This is a genomic window from Roseateles paludis (genome assembly GCF_039872745.1).
GTDB lineage: Bacteria > Pseudomonadota > Gammaproteobacteria > Burkholderiales > Burkholderiaceae_C > Pelomonas > Pelomonas paludis.
This window is the reverse complement of the sequence record NZ_JBDPZD010000004.1, coordinates 248,379-261,666: the sequence shown is the minus strand read 5'-3', so window position 1 is coordinate 261,666 and position 13,288 is coordinate 248,379. Positions and strand designations below refer to the sequence as shown.

14 protein-coding genes are annotated in these 13,288 nt (G+C 68.0%); 9 read left to right on the top strand and 5 right to left on the bottom strand.

Going from position 1 to position 13,288, the window contains the following annotated elements; translation table 11 throughout:
- Positions 1-8 precede the first annotated feature (8 nt).
- Genes lpxD through ABDJ85_RS15025 form a run of 6 tightly spaced genes read left to right on the top strand, consistent with a single transcriptional unit; the run spans position 9 to position 4,808 of the window.
- On the top strand, positions 9-1,064 hold the full coding sequence (lpxD, locus tag ABDJ85_RS15050; protein WP_347705608.1) for a UDP-3-O-(3-hydroxymyristoyl)glucosamine N-acyltransferase: 1,056 nt from the start codon (positions 9-11) through the stop codon (positions 1,062-1,064).
- Entirely contained in the window at positions 1,061-1,501 is a 441-nt protein-coding gene (gene fabZ / locus ABDJ85_RS15045) for a 3-hydroxyacyl-ACP dehydratase FabZ (protein ID WP_347705607.1), read from the top strand. The genes lpxD and fabZ overlap by 4 nt, the downstream gene beginning before the upstream one ends.
- A 9-nt stretch (positions 1,502-1,510) precedes the next feature.
- On the top strand, positions 1,511-2,302 hold the full coding sequence (lpxA, locus tag ABDJ85_RS15040) for an acyl-ACP--UDP-N-acetylglucosamine O-acyltransferase (protein ID WP_347705606.1): 792 nt from the start codon (positions 1,511-1,513) through the stop codon (positions 2,300-2,302).
- A gap of 4 nt (positions 2,303-2,306) precedes the next feature.
- Positions 2,307-3,428, top strand: a complete 1,122-nt coding sequence (lpxB, locus tag ABDJ85_RS15035; RefSeq protein ID WP_347705605.1) for a lipid-A-disaccharide synthase — start codon at positions 2,307-2,309, stop codon at positions 3,426-3,428.
- A complete protein-coding gene (rnhB, locus tag ABDJ85_RS15030) occupies positions 3,397-4,032 on the top strand; it encodes a ribonuclease HII (RefSeq protein ID WP_347705604.1) in 636 nt (211 codons plus the stop codon). The genes lpxB and rnhB overlap by 32 nt, the downstream gene beginning before the upstream one ends.
- Positions 4,029-4,808: a TrmH family RNA methyltransferase gene (locus ABDJ85_RS15025; protein WP_347705603.1), complete on the top strand. Its 780-nt coding sequence runs from the start codon at positions 4,029-4,031 to the stop codon at positions 4,806-4,808. The genes rnhB and ABDJ85_RS15025 overlap by 4 nt, the downstream gene beginning before the upstream one ends.
- Here ABDJ85_RS15025 and feoB read toward each other — a convergent pair.
- Positions 4,794-6,698, bottom strand: coding sequence for a ferrous iron transporter B (gene feoB / locus ABDJ85_RS15020; protein WP_347705602.1), 1,905 nt, complete (start codon positions 6,696-6,698; stop codon positions 4,794-4,796). The genes ABDJ85_RS15025 and feoB overlap by 15 nt on opposite strands.
- Positions 6,695-6,928 carry a FeoA family protein gene (locus ABDJ85_RS15015; protein ID WP_347705601.1) on the bottom strand — a complete coding sequence of 78 codons (234 nt, stop codon included), beginning with the start codon at positions 6,926-6,928 and terminating at the stop codon, positions 6,695-6,697. Before ABDJ85_RS15015 ends, feoB begins: the two co-directional genes overlap by 4 nt.
- Positions 6,929-7,116: 188 nt before the next feature.
- On the opposite strand from ABDJ85_RS15015, the gene glgC reads away from it, so the two are divergent.
- Together glgC and glgA are read left to right on the top strand one after the other, a co-directional pair.
- Positions 7,117-8,382, top strand: coding sequence for a glucose-1-phosphate adenylyltransferase (glgC, locus tag ABDJ85_RS15010; RefSeq protein ID WP_430765554.1), 1,266 nt, complete (start codon positions 7,117-7,119; stop codon positions 8,380-8,382).
- Between the two features lie 29 nt (positions 8,383-8,411).
- The gene (glgA, locus tag ABDJ85_RS15005) at positions 8,412-9,878 is read left to right on the top strand and encodes a glycogen synthase GlgA (protein ID WP_347705599.1); all 1,467 of its coding nucleotides are present in this window, start codon (positions 8,412-8,414) and stop codon (positions 9,876-9,878) included.
- Positions 9,879-10,070: 192 nt separating this feature from the next.
- On the opposite strand, the gene ABDJ85_RS15000 is transcribed toward glgA, so the two are convergent.
- Positions 10,071-10,244, bottom strand: coding sequence for a hypothetical protein (locus tag ABDJ85_RS15000; protein ID WP_347705598.1), 174 nt, complete (start codon positions 10,242-10,244; stop codon positions 10,071-10,073).
- Positions 10,245-10,468: 224 nt separating this feature from the next.
- On the opposite strand from ABDJ85_RS15000, the gene ABDJ85_RS14995 reads away from it, so the two are divergent.
- Positions 10,469-11,479, top strand: coding sequence for a hypothetical protein (locus ABDJ85_RS14995; protein WP_347705597.1), 1,011 nt, complete (start codon positions 10,469-10,471; stop codon positions 11,477-11,479).
- A gap of 6 nt (positions 11,480-11,485) precedes the next feature.
- Here the strand turns inward: ABDJ85_RS14995 and ABDJ85_RS14990 are convergent, their stop codons facing one another.
- Positions 11,486-12,367 (bottom strand): EamA family transporter, encoded by an 882-nt coding sequence (locus tag ABDJ85_RS14990; RefSeq protein WP_347705596.1) that lies wholly within the window; start codon positions 12,365-12,367, stop codon positions 11,486-11,488.
- A 25-nt stretch (positions 12,368-12,392) separates the two neighbouring features.
- Positions 12,393-13,214, bottom strand: coding sequence for a posphoenolpyruvate synthetase regulatory kinase/phosphorylase PpsR (ppsR, locus tag ABDJ85_RS14985; protein WP_347705595.1), 822 nt, complete (start codon positions 13,212-13,214; stop codon positions 12,393-12,395).
- Positions 13,215-13,288: the final 74 nt, after the last annotated feature.

The window sequence follows — 13,288 nt, the reverse complement described above, 5'->3', positions numbered from 1 at the left end:
CGCGTGCCGTGAAGCCGGCACCCGCCACGCTTGGAGAGCTGATCGCCGCCTTGGGCGGCGATTTGTTTGGTGCGCCCGAAACGCGCATCGAGCGCATTGCACCGCTCGACGTGGCCGATGCCGCGAGCATCAGCTTCCTCGCCAATCCCAAGTACCAAGCCCAACTGGCCAGCACGGCAGCGGCCTGCGTGATCGTGGCGCCTGCGGCGGCGGATGCGGCGCGCGCGCGTGGCGCTGCCATCGTCACGCCCGACCCCTACCGCTACTTCGCTCGGCTCACGCAGTGGTGGGCTGGACGCGTGCGCCCTGCTGCAGCCACAGGCGTGCACCCCAGTGCCGTCGTGGCCGAGGATGCCGTGCTGGGCGACGGTGTGCTCATCGGGCCGCAGGCCGTGATCGAGTCCGGCGCGCGGATCGGTGATGGCGTGCAGATCGGAGCCGGCAGTTTTGTCGGCCGCAACGCCCAGATCGGCGCCGGCACGCGGCTGGCGCCTCGGGTGGTGGTCAGCTTCGATTGCCAGATCGGCGAGCGTTGCATCGTCCATAGCGGCGCCGTCATCGGGGCCGATGGCTTTGGCTTTGCGCCGTCGCCCGAGGGCTACGTCAAGATCGAGCAGCTGGGCGCCGTGCGCATCGGCAACGACGTCGAGATCGGCGCCAATACCTGTATCGACCGCGGTGCGCTGGGCGACACCGTGCTCGAAGACGGCGTCAAGCTCGACAACCTGATCCAGATCGCCCACAACGTGCACATCGGTCGCCACACCGCCATTGCCGGCTGCACGGCCATTGCCGGCAGCACGCGCATCGGGGCCTACTGCACCATCGCTGGCGCGGCCAACATCGTGGGGCACCTGACCATCGCCGACAAGGTCCATGTCTCGGCCTGCACCTTGATCACGCGCTCGATCAGCGAGCCGGGCCTCTACACCGGCGTCTATCCCTTTGAAGACAATGCCAGCTGGGAAAAGAACGCTGCCACCCTGAGGCGTCTGCATCAGCTCCGAGATCGCGTCCGCACCCTGGAGGCGGCGCCGCACAGCAACAAAACACCTGCACCATGAACATCCACGACATCCTCAAGCGCCTGCCGCACCGCTACCCCTTCCTGCTCGTGGACCGGGTTGATGAGTTGATCAAGGGCGAGCGCATCCGCGCGATCAAGAACGTCTCGATCAATGAGCCCTTCTTCGTCGGCCACTTCCCGCACCGGCCCGTGATGCCCGGCGTGCTCATCCTCGAAGCGATGGCCCAGGCCGCTACGCTGCTGGCCATCGAGAGCATGGACATCGTGCTCGACGACAAGTCCGTCGTGTACTTCGCCGGTGTCGATGCAGCCCGCTTCAAGCGGCCCGTCGAGCCGGGCGACCAACTCGTCCTCGACGTGACCCTGGGCCGAGGCAAGGCCGGCATCTACAAGTTCGCCGCACGGGGCCTGGTCGGTGATCAGGTCGTGGCCGAGGCTGAGCTGATGTGCACCATGCGCCGTTTGGAAGGCTGATCTCGGCAGATGTCCAAGATCCACCCCACCGCCATCATCGAGCCCGGGGCCGAGCTGCATGACAGCGTCGAGGTTGGCGCCTACACGCTGATCGGGCCGCACGTGAAGATCGGTGCCGGCACCACGGTCGGGCCGCATTGCGTGATCGAGGGGCACACCACGATCGGGCGCGACAACCGCATCTTCCAGTTCAACTCCGTCGGCGCCGCCAACCAGGACAAGAAGTACGCGGGCGAGCCGACAACCCTGGTCATCGGCGACCGCAACACCATCCGCGAGTTCTGCACGCTCAATGTGGGCACCGTCCAGGACCGTGGCGAGACCACCATCGGCAACGACAACTGGATCATGGCCTACTGCCACGTCGCGCACGACGTGCAGATCGGCAACCAGGTGGTGATGGCCAACAACGCCACGCTCGCGGGCCACGTCGTCGTCGAGGATTGGGCCACCGTGGGCGGCCTCACCGGCGTGCTGCAGCGCATGCGCATTGGCGCCCATGCGATGGTCGGCTTCCAGGCCCATGTGGCGCAGGACGTGCCGCCCTTCATGACCGTGGACGGCAACCCCCTCGCCGTGCGGGCCGTCAATGTTGTCGGCCTCAAGCGGCGCGATTTCTCGGCCGAGCGCATCGGCGTCATTCGCCAGATGCACAAGCTGCTCTACCGCAGCGGGCATTCGCTCGATGAGGCCAAGGCCGCCATCGAGGCGTTGCGGGGCAGCGAGGGCGGCGTCGCTGATGGCGACATTGACGTGCTGTTGAATTTCGTCACCGCCGCCAAATACGGCATCGTCCGCTGACCCCATGCAGCCGCGCCTAGGCATGGTCGCGGGCGAGGCCAGCGGGGATCTGCTGGCCAGCCTGCTGCTGCAAGGCCTCCAGTCCCGCTGGCCGGGCTTGCGGGCCCAGGGCATTGGTGGCCCCAAGATGCAGGCCCAGGGTTTCGAGGCCTGGTGGCCGAGCAGCAAGCTCTCGGTGTTCGGCTATGTGGATGCGCTGCTGAACCTGCGCGAGCTGCTGTCCATTCGCAAGCAGCTGGGCAACCGGTTGCTTGCCGAGCGGCCGGATGTGTTCATCGGCATCGATGCGCCCGACTTCAACTTCGGGCTCGAAGCGCGTTTGCGCGCGGCGGGGCTCAAGACCGTGCACTTCGTCTGCCCCTCGATCTGGGCCTGGCGGCCCGAGCGCATCGAGAAGATCCGCGCCGCTGCTGACCATGTGCTCTGCCTCTTCCCTTGGGAGCCCGAGATCCTGCAGCGCGGTGGCATTGCGGCCAGCTATGTGGGCCACCCGCTGGCCGATGCGATCCCGATGGAGCCCCCACGCGAGGCTGCGCGCGCGGCCCTGGGGCTGGCCGCCGACGACACCGTGATCGCCCTGCTGCCCGGCAGCCGCAAGAGCGAGATCCGCTACATCGCGCCCCCACTGATTGCCGCGGCACGCCGCCTGCAGCAGCCGGGTCGCCGCTTCGTGCTGCCGGTGGCGCCGGGCTTGCGGCCCCTGGTCGAGCCCCTGGTGGGAGACGCGCCCATTCAGCTCGTTGATGGCCAGTCGCATACCGTGCTGGCCGCCTGCGATCTGACCCTGGTGGCCAGCGGCACGGCGGCGCTGGAGGCCGCGCTCTTCAAGCGGCCGATGGTGATCGCCTACAAGCTGCATGCCCTCAACCACTGGCGCATGAAGGGCAAGGCCCTGCAGCCCTGGATCGGCCTGCCCAACATCATTGCCCGCGAGTTCCTGGTCCCCGAGCTGGTGCAGGACGCCTGCACGCCCGAGAACCTCGTCCGCGAGGCCGAGAGCCTGCTGGCTGATGCACCGCGCCGCGCGCGCCTGCACGCGGCCTTTGTTCAACAGCACGAACTGCTGCGGCGCGACACCGCCACGCAGGCCGCCCATGCCATCGCGCAAGTCCTTGGCCACGCCTGAGCAAATGGCCCTGGGCCTGCTCGATGGCCCTGGCCTGATGGCTGGGGTGGACGAGGCCGGCCGGGGGCCGCTGGCGGGCCCTGTGGTGGCGGCTGCGGTCATCCTGGACGAGTTGCAGCCCATCCAGGGCCTGGCCGATTCCAAGGTGCTCACGGCGGCCAAGCGCGAGCGGCTCTTCGACGAGATCCGCGCCAAGGCCCTGTGCTTCTGCATCGCCGAGGCCAGCCCGGCCGAGATCGACCAGCTCAACATCCTTCAGGCCACCTTGCTCGCCATGCAACGGGCGGTGGCCGGCCTGCGCCTCAAGCCCACCCTGGTGCAGGTGGACGGCAACCGACTGCCCAAGCTGCCCATGCCGGCCGAGGCCATCGTCAAGGGCGATGCCAAGGTGCCCGCCATCTCAGCGGCCAGCATCCTGGCCAAGGTGACGCGCGACCGGCAGTGCCTGGTGATGCACGAGAGCCATCCGGTGTATGGTTTCGACGGCCACAAGGGCTACCCCACGCCCGAGCATCTGGCTGCGCTGCGCGAGCATGGTCCCAGTCCCTGGCACCGCCTGAGCTTTGCGCCGGTGAGAGAGTCAGCACGGGAGCCCAAGCGATGAACCCCATCCACGTCAGCTCGCGCGACAACCCCAACCTCGTGCGCCTGCGCAAGCTCGCGGGTGACGCCAGCGCCTATCGCAAGCTCGGCAGCCTGTGGGTCGAGGGCGACCACCTGCTGCGCGCCGCGCGCCAGCGGGGCTGGACGCCCAGCCTCGTCGTGCTGACCGAAGCTGCCGCCGCGCGCCCCGAGCTGCTCGCCCTGGCCGAAGGTGCCGCCAAGGCCCTGGTGGTGCCGGCCGAGCTGTTCAAACCACTCAGCACGCTCGAATCCCCCGCGCTGCTGGGCGCCGAGTTCACCCTACCCGCAGCGCCCGCGCTGCTGCCCGACGCAGCCAGCGTGGTGCTGGACCGTTTGCAGGACGCCGGCAACGTCGGCGCCATCCTGCGCAGCGCTGCGGCCTTTGGTGTGCGCCAGGTGCTGGCGCTCAAGGGCACGGCGGCGCTCTGGAGCCCCAAGGTGCTGCGCGCCGGCATGGGGGCGCATTTCGGCTTGCAGCTGATTGAAGGCCTGGCGCTTGAGGACCTGGATGCCCTGCGCGTGCCCCTGGTGGCCACCAGCTCGCATGCCATGGCGCCGCTGCACCGCGCGGCCCTGCCCAGCCCATGCGCCTGGGTCATGGGGCATGAAGGGCAGGGCGTGTCCGACGCGCTGCTGGCGCGCTGCCCGCTCACCGTCAGCATCCCGCAGCCGGGCGGCGAGGAATCGCTCAACGTCGCCGCCGCTGCAGCGATCTGCCTGTACGAGAGCGAGCGGCGCCGGTCAGAGCAAGGCTGAGGCCACGCGGTAGGTGATGAAGGCGGCCCCGTAGGCCAGCGCAAACAGATAGCCGGCCATCAGCGCGGGCATCTTCCAGCCACCGGTTTCGCGCTTCACCGTTGCCAGGGTCGAGAGGCACTGCGGCGCAAACACAAACCAGGCCAGCAAGGCCAGCGCCGTGGGCAGGCTCCAAGCCTGGGCCAGCACCGGCATCAAGGCCTGCGCAGCCTCTTCGCCGGTGGCTGAGAGTGCGTACACGGTGCCCAGCGAGCTGACCATCACCTCGCGCGCCGCCATGCCGGGCACCAGGGCGATGCTGATCTGCCAGTTGAAGCCCAGCGGCGCAAACACATGCGCCAGCAAAGCCCCGATGCGACCGGCAAAGCTGTACTCGATGGCCGGCGCCGTGGCGCCTTCAGGGGCGCCGGGGAAGCTGGCCAGGAACCACAGCAGGATGGTCATGGTCAGGATCACGCCGCCCACGCGCCGCATGAAGATCACCACCCGCTGCCACAGGCCGATGGCGATAGAGCGCGGATCGGGCCAGTGGTAGTTGGGCAGCTCCATCATCAGGGTGCGGATCTGCGCGCCCTGCGTGAAGCGCTTGAGCACCCAGGCCACGACAAAAGCGCTGACGATGCCGGCCACATAGAGGCCAAACAGCACCAGCCCCTGCAGCTCGAAGCCGCCCACCTCGCGGCGCGGGATGAAGGCGCCGATCAAGAGCGCGTACACCGGCAGCCGGGCCGAGCAGGTCATCAAGGGCGCGATCAGCATGGTGATGCGGCGGTCGCGCGGATTGGCGATGGTGCGCGTGGCCATGATGCCGGGGATGGCGCAGGCAAAGCTGGACAGCAGGGGGATGAAGGACCGCCCCGACAGCCCCACGCTGCCCATGATGCGGTCCAGCAAAAAGGCCGCGCGCGGCAGATAGCCCGACTCCTCCAGCACGAGGATGAAGAAGAACAGGATCACGATCTGCGGCAGGAAGACCACCACGCCGCCCGCGCCCGCAATCACGCCGTCCACCAGCAGGCTGCGCGGCCAGCCGTCAAGCACGCTGCTGGCCAGCAGCTGGCCCACGGCCGTGCCCAGCCATTCAGTCGCCTCCTTGATGGCGTCCATGGGCGCCTGCGCCCAGGCAAACACGGCCTGGAACATCAGGAAGAGCAACGCCGCCAGCAGCAGCGGCCCCGCTACGCGGTGCAGCAGCACGGCGTCCACGCGGTCCTCCAACTGGGCCGGGTGCTCGGCCGCCATACCCAGCCGGTCCAGCAGGTCGTGCACGCGCTCGGCATCGTGCCGGTCTTCGGGTGAGCCGGCCGGGGCCGGCGCAGCAGCCACGGCGCGGGCCGAGCGCTCCCACAGCCCCGGCTCATCCAGCGCGGCGCGCAGCTCGTCCAGCCCCAGGCCCTTGGTCGCCACGGTGGCAATCACCGGCACGCCCAGCTCGCGCGACAGCGCCTCGGCGTCCACCCGCAGGCCGCGCCGCTGGGCGATGTCGATCATGTTGAGCACCACCACCACCGGCAGGCCGAGGCGTTGCACGGCCAGCACCAGGCGCAGGTGGCGTCGCAGGTGGGTGGCATTGACGACGCACAGCGCCACATCGGGCCGTCGCTCGCCAGCCGCGTGGCCGGTCAGCACGTCGCGCGTCACGCGCTCGTCGGGCGAGCGGGGGTGCAGGCTGTAGGTGCCGGGCAGGTCCAGCAGGCGCAGGCTGCGGCCGGCGGTGGTCGCCATGCGGCCCTCCTTGCGCTCCACGGTCACGCCCGCGTAGTTGGCCACCTTCTGGCGGCTGCCAGTCAGGCGGTTGAAGAGGGCGGTCTTGCCGCAGTTGGGGTTGCCCACCAGGGCCAGCAGCGGGCCGTGGCCGCGCTGCATGTGGACGATGGCCTCGGCCGTCATGCAGCCTGCTCCACTTCGATGCATTGCGCCTCAGCGCGGCGCAGCGCATAGGTGGCGCCGCCCACGCGCACCAAAATCGGGTCTCCGCCCAGCCAGCCATGCCGCAGGACGGTGACCGCCTCACCCTGCAGGAAGCCCAGATCCCCGAGTTGTTGCACCAGGGCAGCCTGGCCTTCGGGCGCATGGATGGCGCGCACGATGCCACGCCCCTTCACGGGGAGTGAGGCCACGTTCATGGGCGGTGGTAGGCTGGGCGACATGGAGCCTGGCAAATGCAAATGAGAAGCTTTGCATTGTCCGCCGGCCTTCGGCTTGCAGGCTGACCTGCATCAAGGCCGGGAGTTGGCACAGCTCTTGAAATACCCCCGTAGTCGCGCCCCAGTCAGTGGTTTCGGCAGATAACAAGGAGCTCTCTTTCATGCCGCCTCCCGTGTCCCCCGTGCCCCATCAGCTCGCCCGCCGAGCCATCGCCCTGGTCCTGGCCGGCGGCCGAGGCTCGCGCCTCAAGCAACTGACCGACGCGCGCGCCAAGCCCGCCGTGTACTTCGGCGGCAAGTTCCGCATCATCGACTTCGCCCTGTCCAACTGCGTCAACTCCGGCATCCGCCGCATCGGCGTGGTGACCCAGTACAAGAGCCACTCGCTCCTGCGCCACATCCAGCGCGGCTGGGGCTTCTTGCGGGCCGAGCTGAACGAGACGGTGGACCTGATGCCCGCGCAGCAGCGCGTCGACGAAGAGCACTGGTACCGCGGCACCGCCGATGCCGTCTACCAGAACCTCGACATCGTCCAGAGCACCAATGCCGAATACATCGTGGTGCTGGCCGGGGACCACGTCTACAAGATGGACTACTCGGTGATGCTGGCCGACCACGTCGCCAAGGGCGCGGGTTGCACGGTGGGCTGCATCGAGGTGCCGCGCGCCGAGGCCTCGGCCTTTGGCGTGATGGCCGTGGACGAAGAACGCCGCATCACCGCCTTCCAGGAGAAGCCCGCCGACCCGCCCGCCATGCCCGGCAAGCCCGAGTCTTCGCTCGCGAGCATGGGCATCTACATCTTCAATTCCGACTACCTCTACCGCCTGCTCGAAGAGGACCTGGCCGACCCCGACTCCAGCCACGATTTCGGCAAGGACGTGATCCCCAAGACCGTGGCCGAGGGCCGTGCCGTGGCGCACCCCTTTGCGCTGAGCGTGATCCACAACCCCAATGGCACGCCGCCCTACTGGCGTGACGTCGGGACGCTCGACGCCTTCTGGGCCGCCAACCTCGACCTCGCGTCCATCAGCCCCGAACTCGACATCTACGACACCGACTGGCCCATCTGGACCTACCAGCGCCAGTTGCCGCCGGCCAAGTTCATCCCTGATGCCAATGGCATGCACGGCATGACGGTGAATGCCATCGTCAGCGCGGGCTGCATCGTGTCGGGCTCGCACGTCGTGCAGTCGGTGCTGTTCAACAACGTGCGCATCAATTCCTTCTGCAACATCCACCAATCGGTGCTGTTGCCGGGCGTCACGGTGGGGCGGCATTGCCGGCTCACCAAGGTCATCGTCGACCGCGCCTGCGAGATTCCAGAAGGCCTCGTCGTGGGCGAGAACCCCGAGCTGGATGCGCAGCGTTTTGAACGCACGGAGCAGGGCGTCACGCTCATCACCAAGCCCATGCTGGCGCGCCTTTGAGCGCCGGCCCCTCAGTCGAGTCTTCTTCAGTGGTGACCCAGGTTCTCCAAGTCACGGCGGAGCTGTTTCCGCTTCTCAAAACCGGTGGCCTGGCCGACGTTGCCGGCGCCTTGCCGGCCGCGCTGCAAGCCCAGGGCGCGGCCTTGCGGTTGCTGCTGCCGGGCTTTCCGGCCATCCGTCAGGCGCTGCAGCGCGAGACCCCGGTGGGCCCGCTTGGCTACCCTTGGGGCGAAGGCCGCGCCACCCTGCTGCGCGGCAGCCTGCCAGGCTTCGACGGCATCCCTGCCTATGTGATCGAGGCGCCCGAGCTGTATGACCGGCCCGGCAACCCGTACCACGACGAAGGCCACATCCCCTACGCTGACAACCACCGCCGGTTCGCGCTGCTCGGCCTCGCCGCCGCGCGCCTGGCCGAGGGCCTGGACCCCGACTGGCGGCCCGATGTCGTCCACGCACACGACTGGCACGCCGGCCTCGCGCCCGCCCAGGTCGCCGCCAGCCGCCAGCGCCGGCGCACCCAGGCGCGCAGCGTCTTCACCATTCACAACCTCGCCTACCAGGGCACCTTCGGCGCGGGCGTGTTCAACGAGCTCGGCCTGCCGCCGCACTTCTGGGCCGTCGAGGGCGTCGAGTTCTACGGCCAGGTGAGCTTCATGAAGGCCGGCCTGCAGTTCGCCGACGCCATCACCACCGTCAGCCCCACCTACGCGCATGAGATCCAGGGCGCCGAGCAGGGCTGCGGGCTCGACGGCCTGCTGCGCAGCCGCAGCCAAAGCCTGCATGGCATCCTCAATGGCGTGGATGGCGCCGTGTGGAACCCCGCCACCGACGCCTACCTCGCCCAGACCTACGACGCCGCCAACCCGGCGGGCAAAGCCGCCTGCAAGGCCGCCCTGCAAAAGGCGCATGGCCTTGCGCAGGACCCTACAGCACCGCTCTTCGCCATCGTCAGCCGCCTGACCGAACAGAAGGGCCTGCCCCTCGTCGTGGACGCGCTGCAAGACCTGCTCGACGGCGGCGGCCAGCTCATCGTGCTGGGTGCCGGAGACGCGCGTCTCGACGCCGCCTTCAACCACGCCGCTGCCCGCCACCCGCTGCAGGTCGCCCACCGCACCGGCATGGACGAGCGCCTGGCCCACCGCATCTTTGCCGGCGCCGACATCGTCCTTGTCCCCAGCCGCTTCGAGCCCTGTGGCCTGACCCAGCTCTACGGCCTGGCCTACGGCGCGCTGCCCTTGGTCCACCGCGTCGGCGGCCTCGCTGACACCGTGGTCGATTGCACCCTTGAAGACATGGCCAGCAAGCACGCCACCGGCTTCGTCTTCGACGGCTTCCACACCGACGCCTACCGCCGCGCCCTGCGCCGCGCCTTTGCCCTGTGGCAGCAGCCCGACGCCTGGGCCCAGGTGCGCGACACCGGCATGCGCCAGCGCTTTGGGTGGGATGCTGCGGCCCGGCGCTATCTCGACGTTTTTAGGAATTTGCACGTCGGTTGATCGAGCGCACTGCGCGCCATTGCCAGTGGGCGCGTGCCTAGAATTTGCGCCAGCCGCTGGCGGAGCTAGCGGCAACGAGATTTGTACAAGAACGAGTTGGCGCTTGAATGGGAGCAAGCATGCGCGCAAAGCCTGCATTGGTGTTGATGACATTGGCCCTTGGGGCCTGTGGCGGAGGCGAGGGCGGAGGCCCTAGTGCTTCGCCCGCACCCGCACCCGCACCCGCACCCGCACCCGCACCCGCACCCGCACCCGCACCGGCACCGGCACCGGCACCGGCACCGGCACCGGCACCGGCACCGGCACCGGCACCGGCACCGGCACCGGCTGATCCCAACGTTTGGGTACTTGCTGAGCTGTCGGCACCTTGCCCTTCGCCGGGCGACAACTGCCTGCAACTGGAGCACGTTCGGATCGACCGAGGATCTGCCGTCGTGGTGGGTTGGCGAGAACGACTGCCGAGCACAGAGGTCGGTACGCACCTTGGTGTTCTTGCCGGGTTTCCTCAGATCAAGCCGAGAACTCGGATCTCGGCTAGCGTCGATGTCCCTTTGCGAGTGGTAACCGCCGCGTCGGGGCAGTACTCGGTCTTGACGAAAGAGTCGGGCATTTGGCGCAGCACGCTCGTTGATTTCACGACGACAGCTGTGCAGCCGTTGCTAGCCGAGAAGGTCGCCACGACATTGAGCGATGAACTGGTGCGCAATTTCACGGACGTCTCCTCCGCAGACCACGAGCTTCTGACGATCGCCTACGGAGCAACGCCGGGCGCCGTCAACTTGGGCGCAGGGATTCAGGCCCAGATCTTGGCCCGCCAGAGTGTTTCCGACATCCCGACTCAGCCCGTGCGGGAGCGTTTCGCGGGCTTTCCGTTCGGCTTGTTTTGGGTGGGTACGACGTCAGATGGCCAAGGATTCCGCCGGGTGGTGGACACCGCCACTGGTGCAATTGGGCGGGACTTCGGTCCCTTTGGCCTCGCACACTCCACGACGACAGACCTGCCAAACTGTCGCTCCGATCGGGCTGGCTTCCCCTCGCTCCTTGGCATTGCAACTCGTCGTGGCGGTGTGGTGGGGTGGCTCGAATCGAACGATGCAGGAACCGCCTGCAATCTGTTGGTTGATGGGTGGGTGCTCAACGCCAACGGCACTCACGTTGGCAAATTTGCGCTGAACGACTACTCCGTGGTGTGGGAGCAGCAATCGGGCCCTGACCGGTCTGGGCCTTCTGAAGTGGCATGGAGCCAGCGAGCGCCCTTTTCGACCGACTGGTCAGCGCCGACGAAGCTTTCCACCCGGCCTGTGTCCCGCCTGCTTGCACAGGCAAGCGGTCCAGGGTCGGACGCGTGGATGGCCGTGATTTGGCAAGAGTGCGCGAGTCAGGCGAGCGACGCTGACTGCCAAACCTATTTTGCGAAGAGCCAATCCGGTCCTACTTATTGGACGAAGACCGAACTCAATCTGCCGCCAGGCAGTGGCCAGCCGGTGATATCGATCAACTACTTCGGAGCCGCTGTCGTGGCCTGGGTTGAGCCTCGAGCGGCCTGTACGTTGGATGCCACCAAGCAGTGCGCCCAACTGCGCGGACGTCGGTTCGATTGACCGCCGTCAGAGCGCCAGCCCAATCACACCCGCTGCAATCAGCCCGGCGCCGCCAATGCGCCAGCCGCGTTCCCCTTCACCAAGCATTTGCCCGCCCAGCAAGGCGGCGAAGAGCATCGACAGCTCGCGCGCCGGGGCGACGCGGGAGAGCGGGGCCTCGCGCATGGCGTAGAGGACCAGCATGTAGGCGATGGGGCCGAGCGTGGAGATGGTGAGCACGGCCTTCCAGGTGCGGCGGACTTCGGGCCAGAAGCCGCGCGCGTCACGCAGCGCGGCGGGCAGCATCAGCGGGGCGCGCAGCACGTTGCCGAAGTAGTCGAGCAGCAGGGGCGAGACGAGCAGTACCTTGACGGCATAGGCGTCGATCACCGAATAGCCAGCAATCAGGCTGCCGGTGGCCAGGCCCCACCAGATGCCGGCGCGGCGGCGGCGGGCGACCGTTGCTTCGGGGTCGTGTGGCTTGCCGAACTGCGGGCCGGCGGTCATGAGCACGATGCCGGCCACCACGCCCGCGAGGCCGAGGGCGCCCAGGAGCCCCAAGTGCTCGCCAAAGAAGGCGACGGCGCACAGGGCCGAGAGCAGCGGCGCACTGCCGCGTGCCACTGGGTAGACGATGGTGAGGTCCGCCGCGCGGTAGCCGGCCATCAGGCAGTTGAAGTAGCCGAGGTGGACGACGGCGCTGGCGAAGACGATGGCCCAGGTGGTGCTCGTCCAGTGCGGCAGGTCGTCGACAGCCGCCCAAGCCGCGACGGGCAGCCAGACGAGGCTGACGCCGAGGGCGGCGGCGAGGGTGAAGTGGGCGCCGCCTTGCGCCTTCTTGGCGGCCAGGTTCCAGACAGCGTGGAGGAGGGCGGCGACGAGGACGCAGGCGAGGGCGTGAAGGGGCATGGAGGCGGCTCAGCGCCGACCCGCTTCAGTAGATGAGACGGTCCGGCCGGATGTCGCTGAGGATTGTCGTCGCGATCTCCTCGATGGACTTGTGCGTGCTGGACAGCCAGGCGATGCCTTCGCGCTTCATCATGGCCTCGGCTTCGTTCACCTCGTAGCGGCAGTTCAGCAACTCGGCGTATTTGCTGCCCGGGCGCCGCTCGTTGCGGATGGACGCCAGGCGCTCGGGGTCGATGGTCAGGCCAAAGCATTTGCGCTTGAGCGGCACGAGCGCCGTGGGCAGCTTGCGGCGCTCGAAGTCCTCGGGGATCAGCGGATAGTTGGCCGCCTTGATGCCGTGCTGCATGGCCAGGTAGAGCGAGGTGGGTGTCTTGCCCGAGCGCGAGACGCCCAGCAGGATCACGTCGGCCTCGGCCAGGTGGCGGGCCGATTGCCCATCGTCATGCGCCAGCGCAAAGTTGATGGCCTCGATGCGGTCGTGGTACTCGCGGCTCTGGGCCACGTTGGAGAAGCGCCCGACCCGGTGGTTGGAGGTGACACCGAACTCGTCTTCCAGCGGCGCGATGAAGCTGGAGATCATGTCCAGCACCCGCGCCTGACAGTGGCGCTTGAAGACCTCCAGCACCTCGGCGTTGACCAAGGTGGCAAAGGCAATGGGCCGCTGGCCCTCGCGGACGCCGGTCTCGTTGATCTCCTGGGCCACCTGCAGGGCCTTCTCGGTGCTGTCGATGAAGGGGCGGCGGATGTGGCGCGGCTTGAAGGGGAATTGCGCCAGGATGGAGTTACCGAAGGTTTCGGCCGTAATGCCGGTTCCGTCGGACACAAAGAAGACGGTGCGCTGGGTCATGGAGAGCTTCCCCCAGAGATCGGGGCCTTGCACTGCGAAGTTCCAACGATCTTAGGAGAGCACCGCTCCTACAA

What these genes read in the sequence shown, in the direction of transcription:
- fabZ (WP_347705607.1), top strand. Translation starts at nt 1,061, where the DNA reads ATGAACATCCACGACATCCTCAAGCGCCTGCCGCACCGCTACCCCTTC.
- lpxA (WP_347705606.1), top strand. Translation starts at nt 1,511, where the DNA reads ATGTCCAAGATCCACCCCACCGCCATCATCGAGCCCGGGGCCGAGCTG.
- lpxB (WP_347705605.1), top strand. Translation starts at nt 2,307, where the DNA reads ATGCAGCCGCGCCTAGGCATGGTCGCGGGCGAGGCCAGCGGGGATCTG.
- rnhB (WP_347705604.1), top strand. Translation starts at nt 3,397, where the DNA reads ATGCCATCGCGCAAGTCCTTGGCCACGCCTGAGCAAATGGCCCTGGGC.
- ABDJ85_RS15025 (WP_347705603.1), top strand. Translation starts at nt 4,029, where the DNA reads ATGAACCCCATCCACGTCAGCTCGCGCGACAACCCCAACCTCGTGCGC.
- feoB (WP_347705602.1), bottom strand. Translation starts at nt 6,698, where the DNA reads ATGACGGCCGAGGCCATCGTCCACATGCAGCGCGGCCACGGCCCGCTG.
- glgC (WP_430765554.1), top strand. Translation starts at nt 7,117, where the DNA reads ATGCCGCCTCCCGTGTCCCCCGTGCCCCATCAGCTCGCCCGCCGAGCC.
- ABDJ85_RS14990 (WP_347705596.1), bottom strand. Translation starts at nt 12,367, where the DNA reads ATGCCCCTTCACGCCCTCGCCTGCGTCCTCGTCGCCGCCCTCCTCCAC.
- ppsR (WP_347705595.1), bottom strand. Translation starts at nt 13,214, where the DNA reads ATGACCCAGCGCACCGTCTTCTTTGTGTCCGACGGAACCGGCATTACG.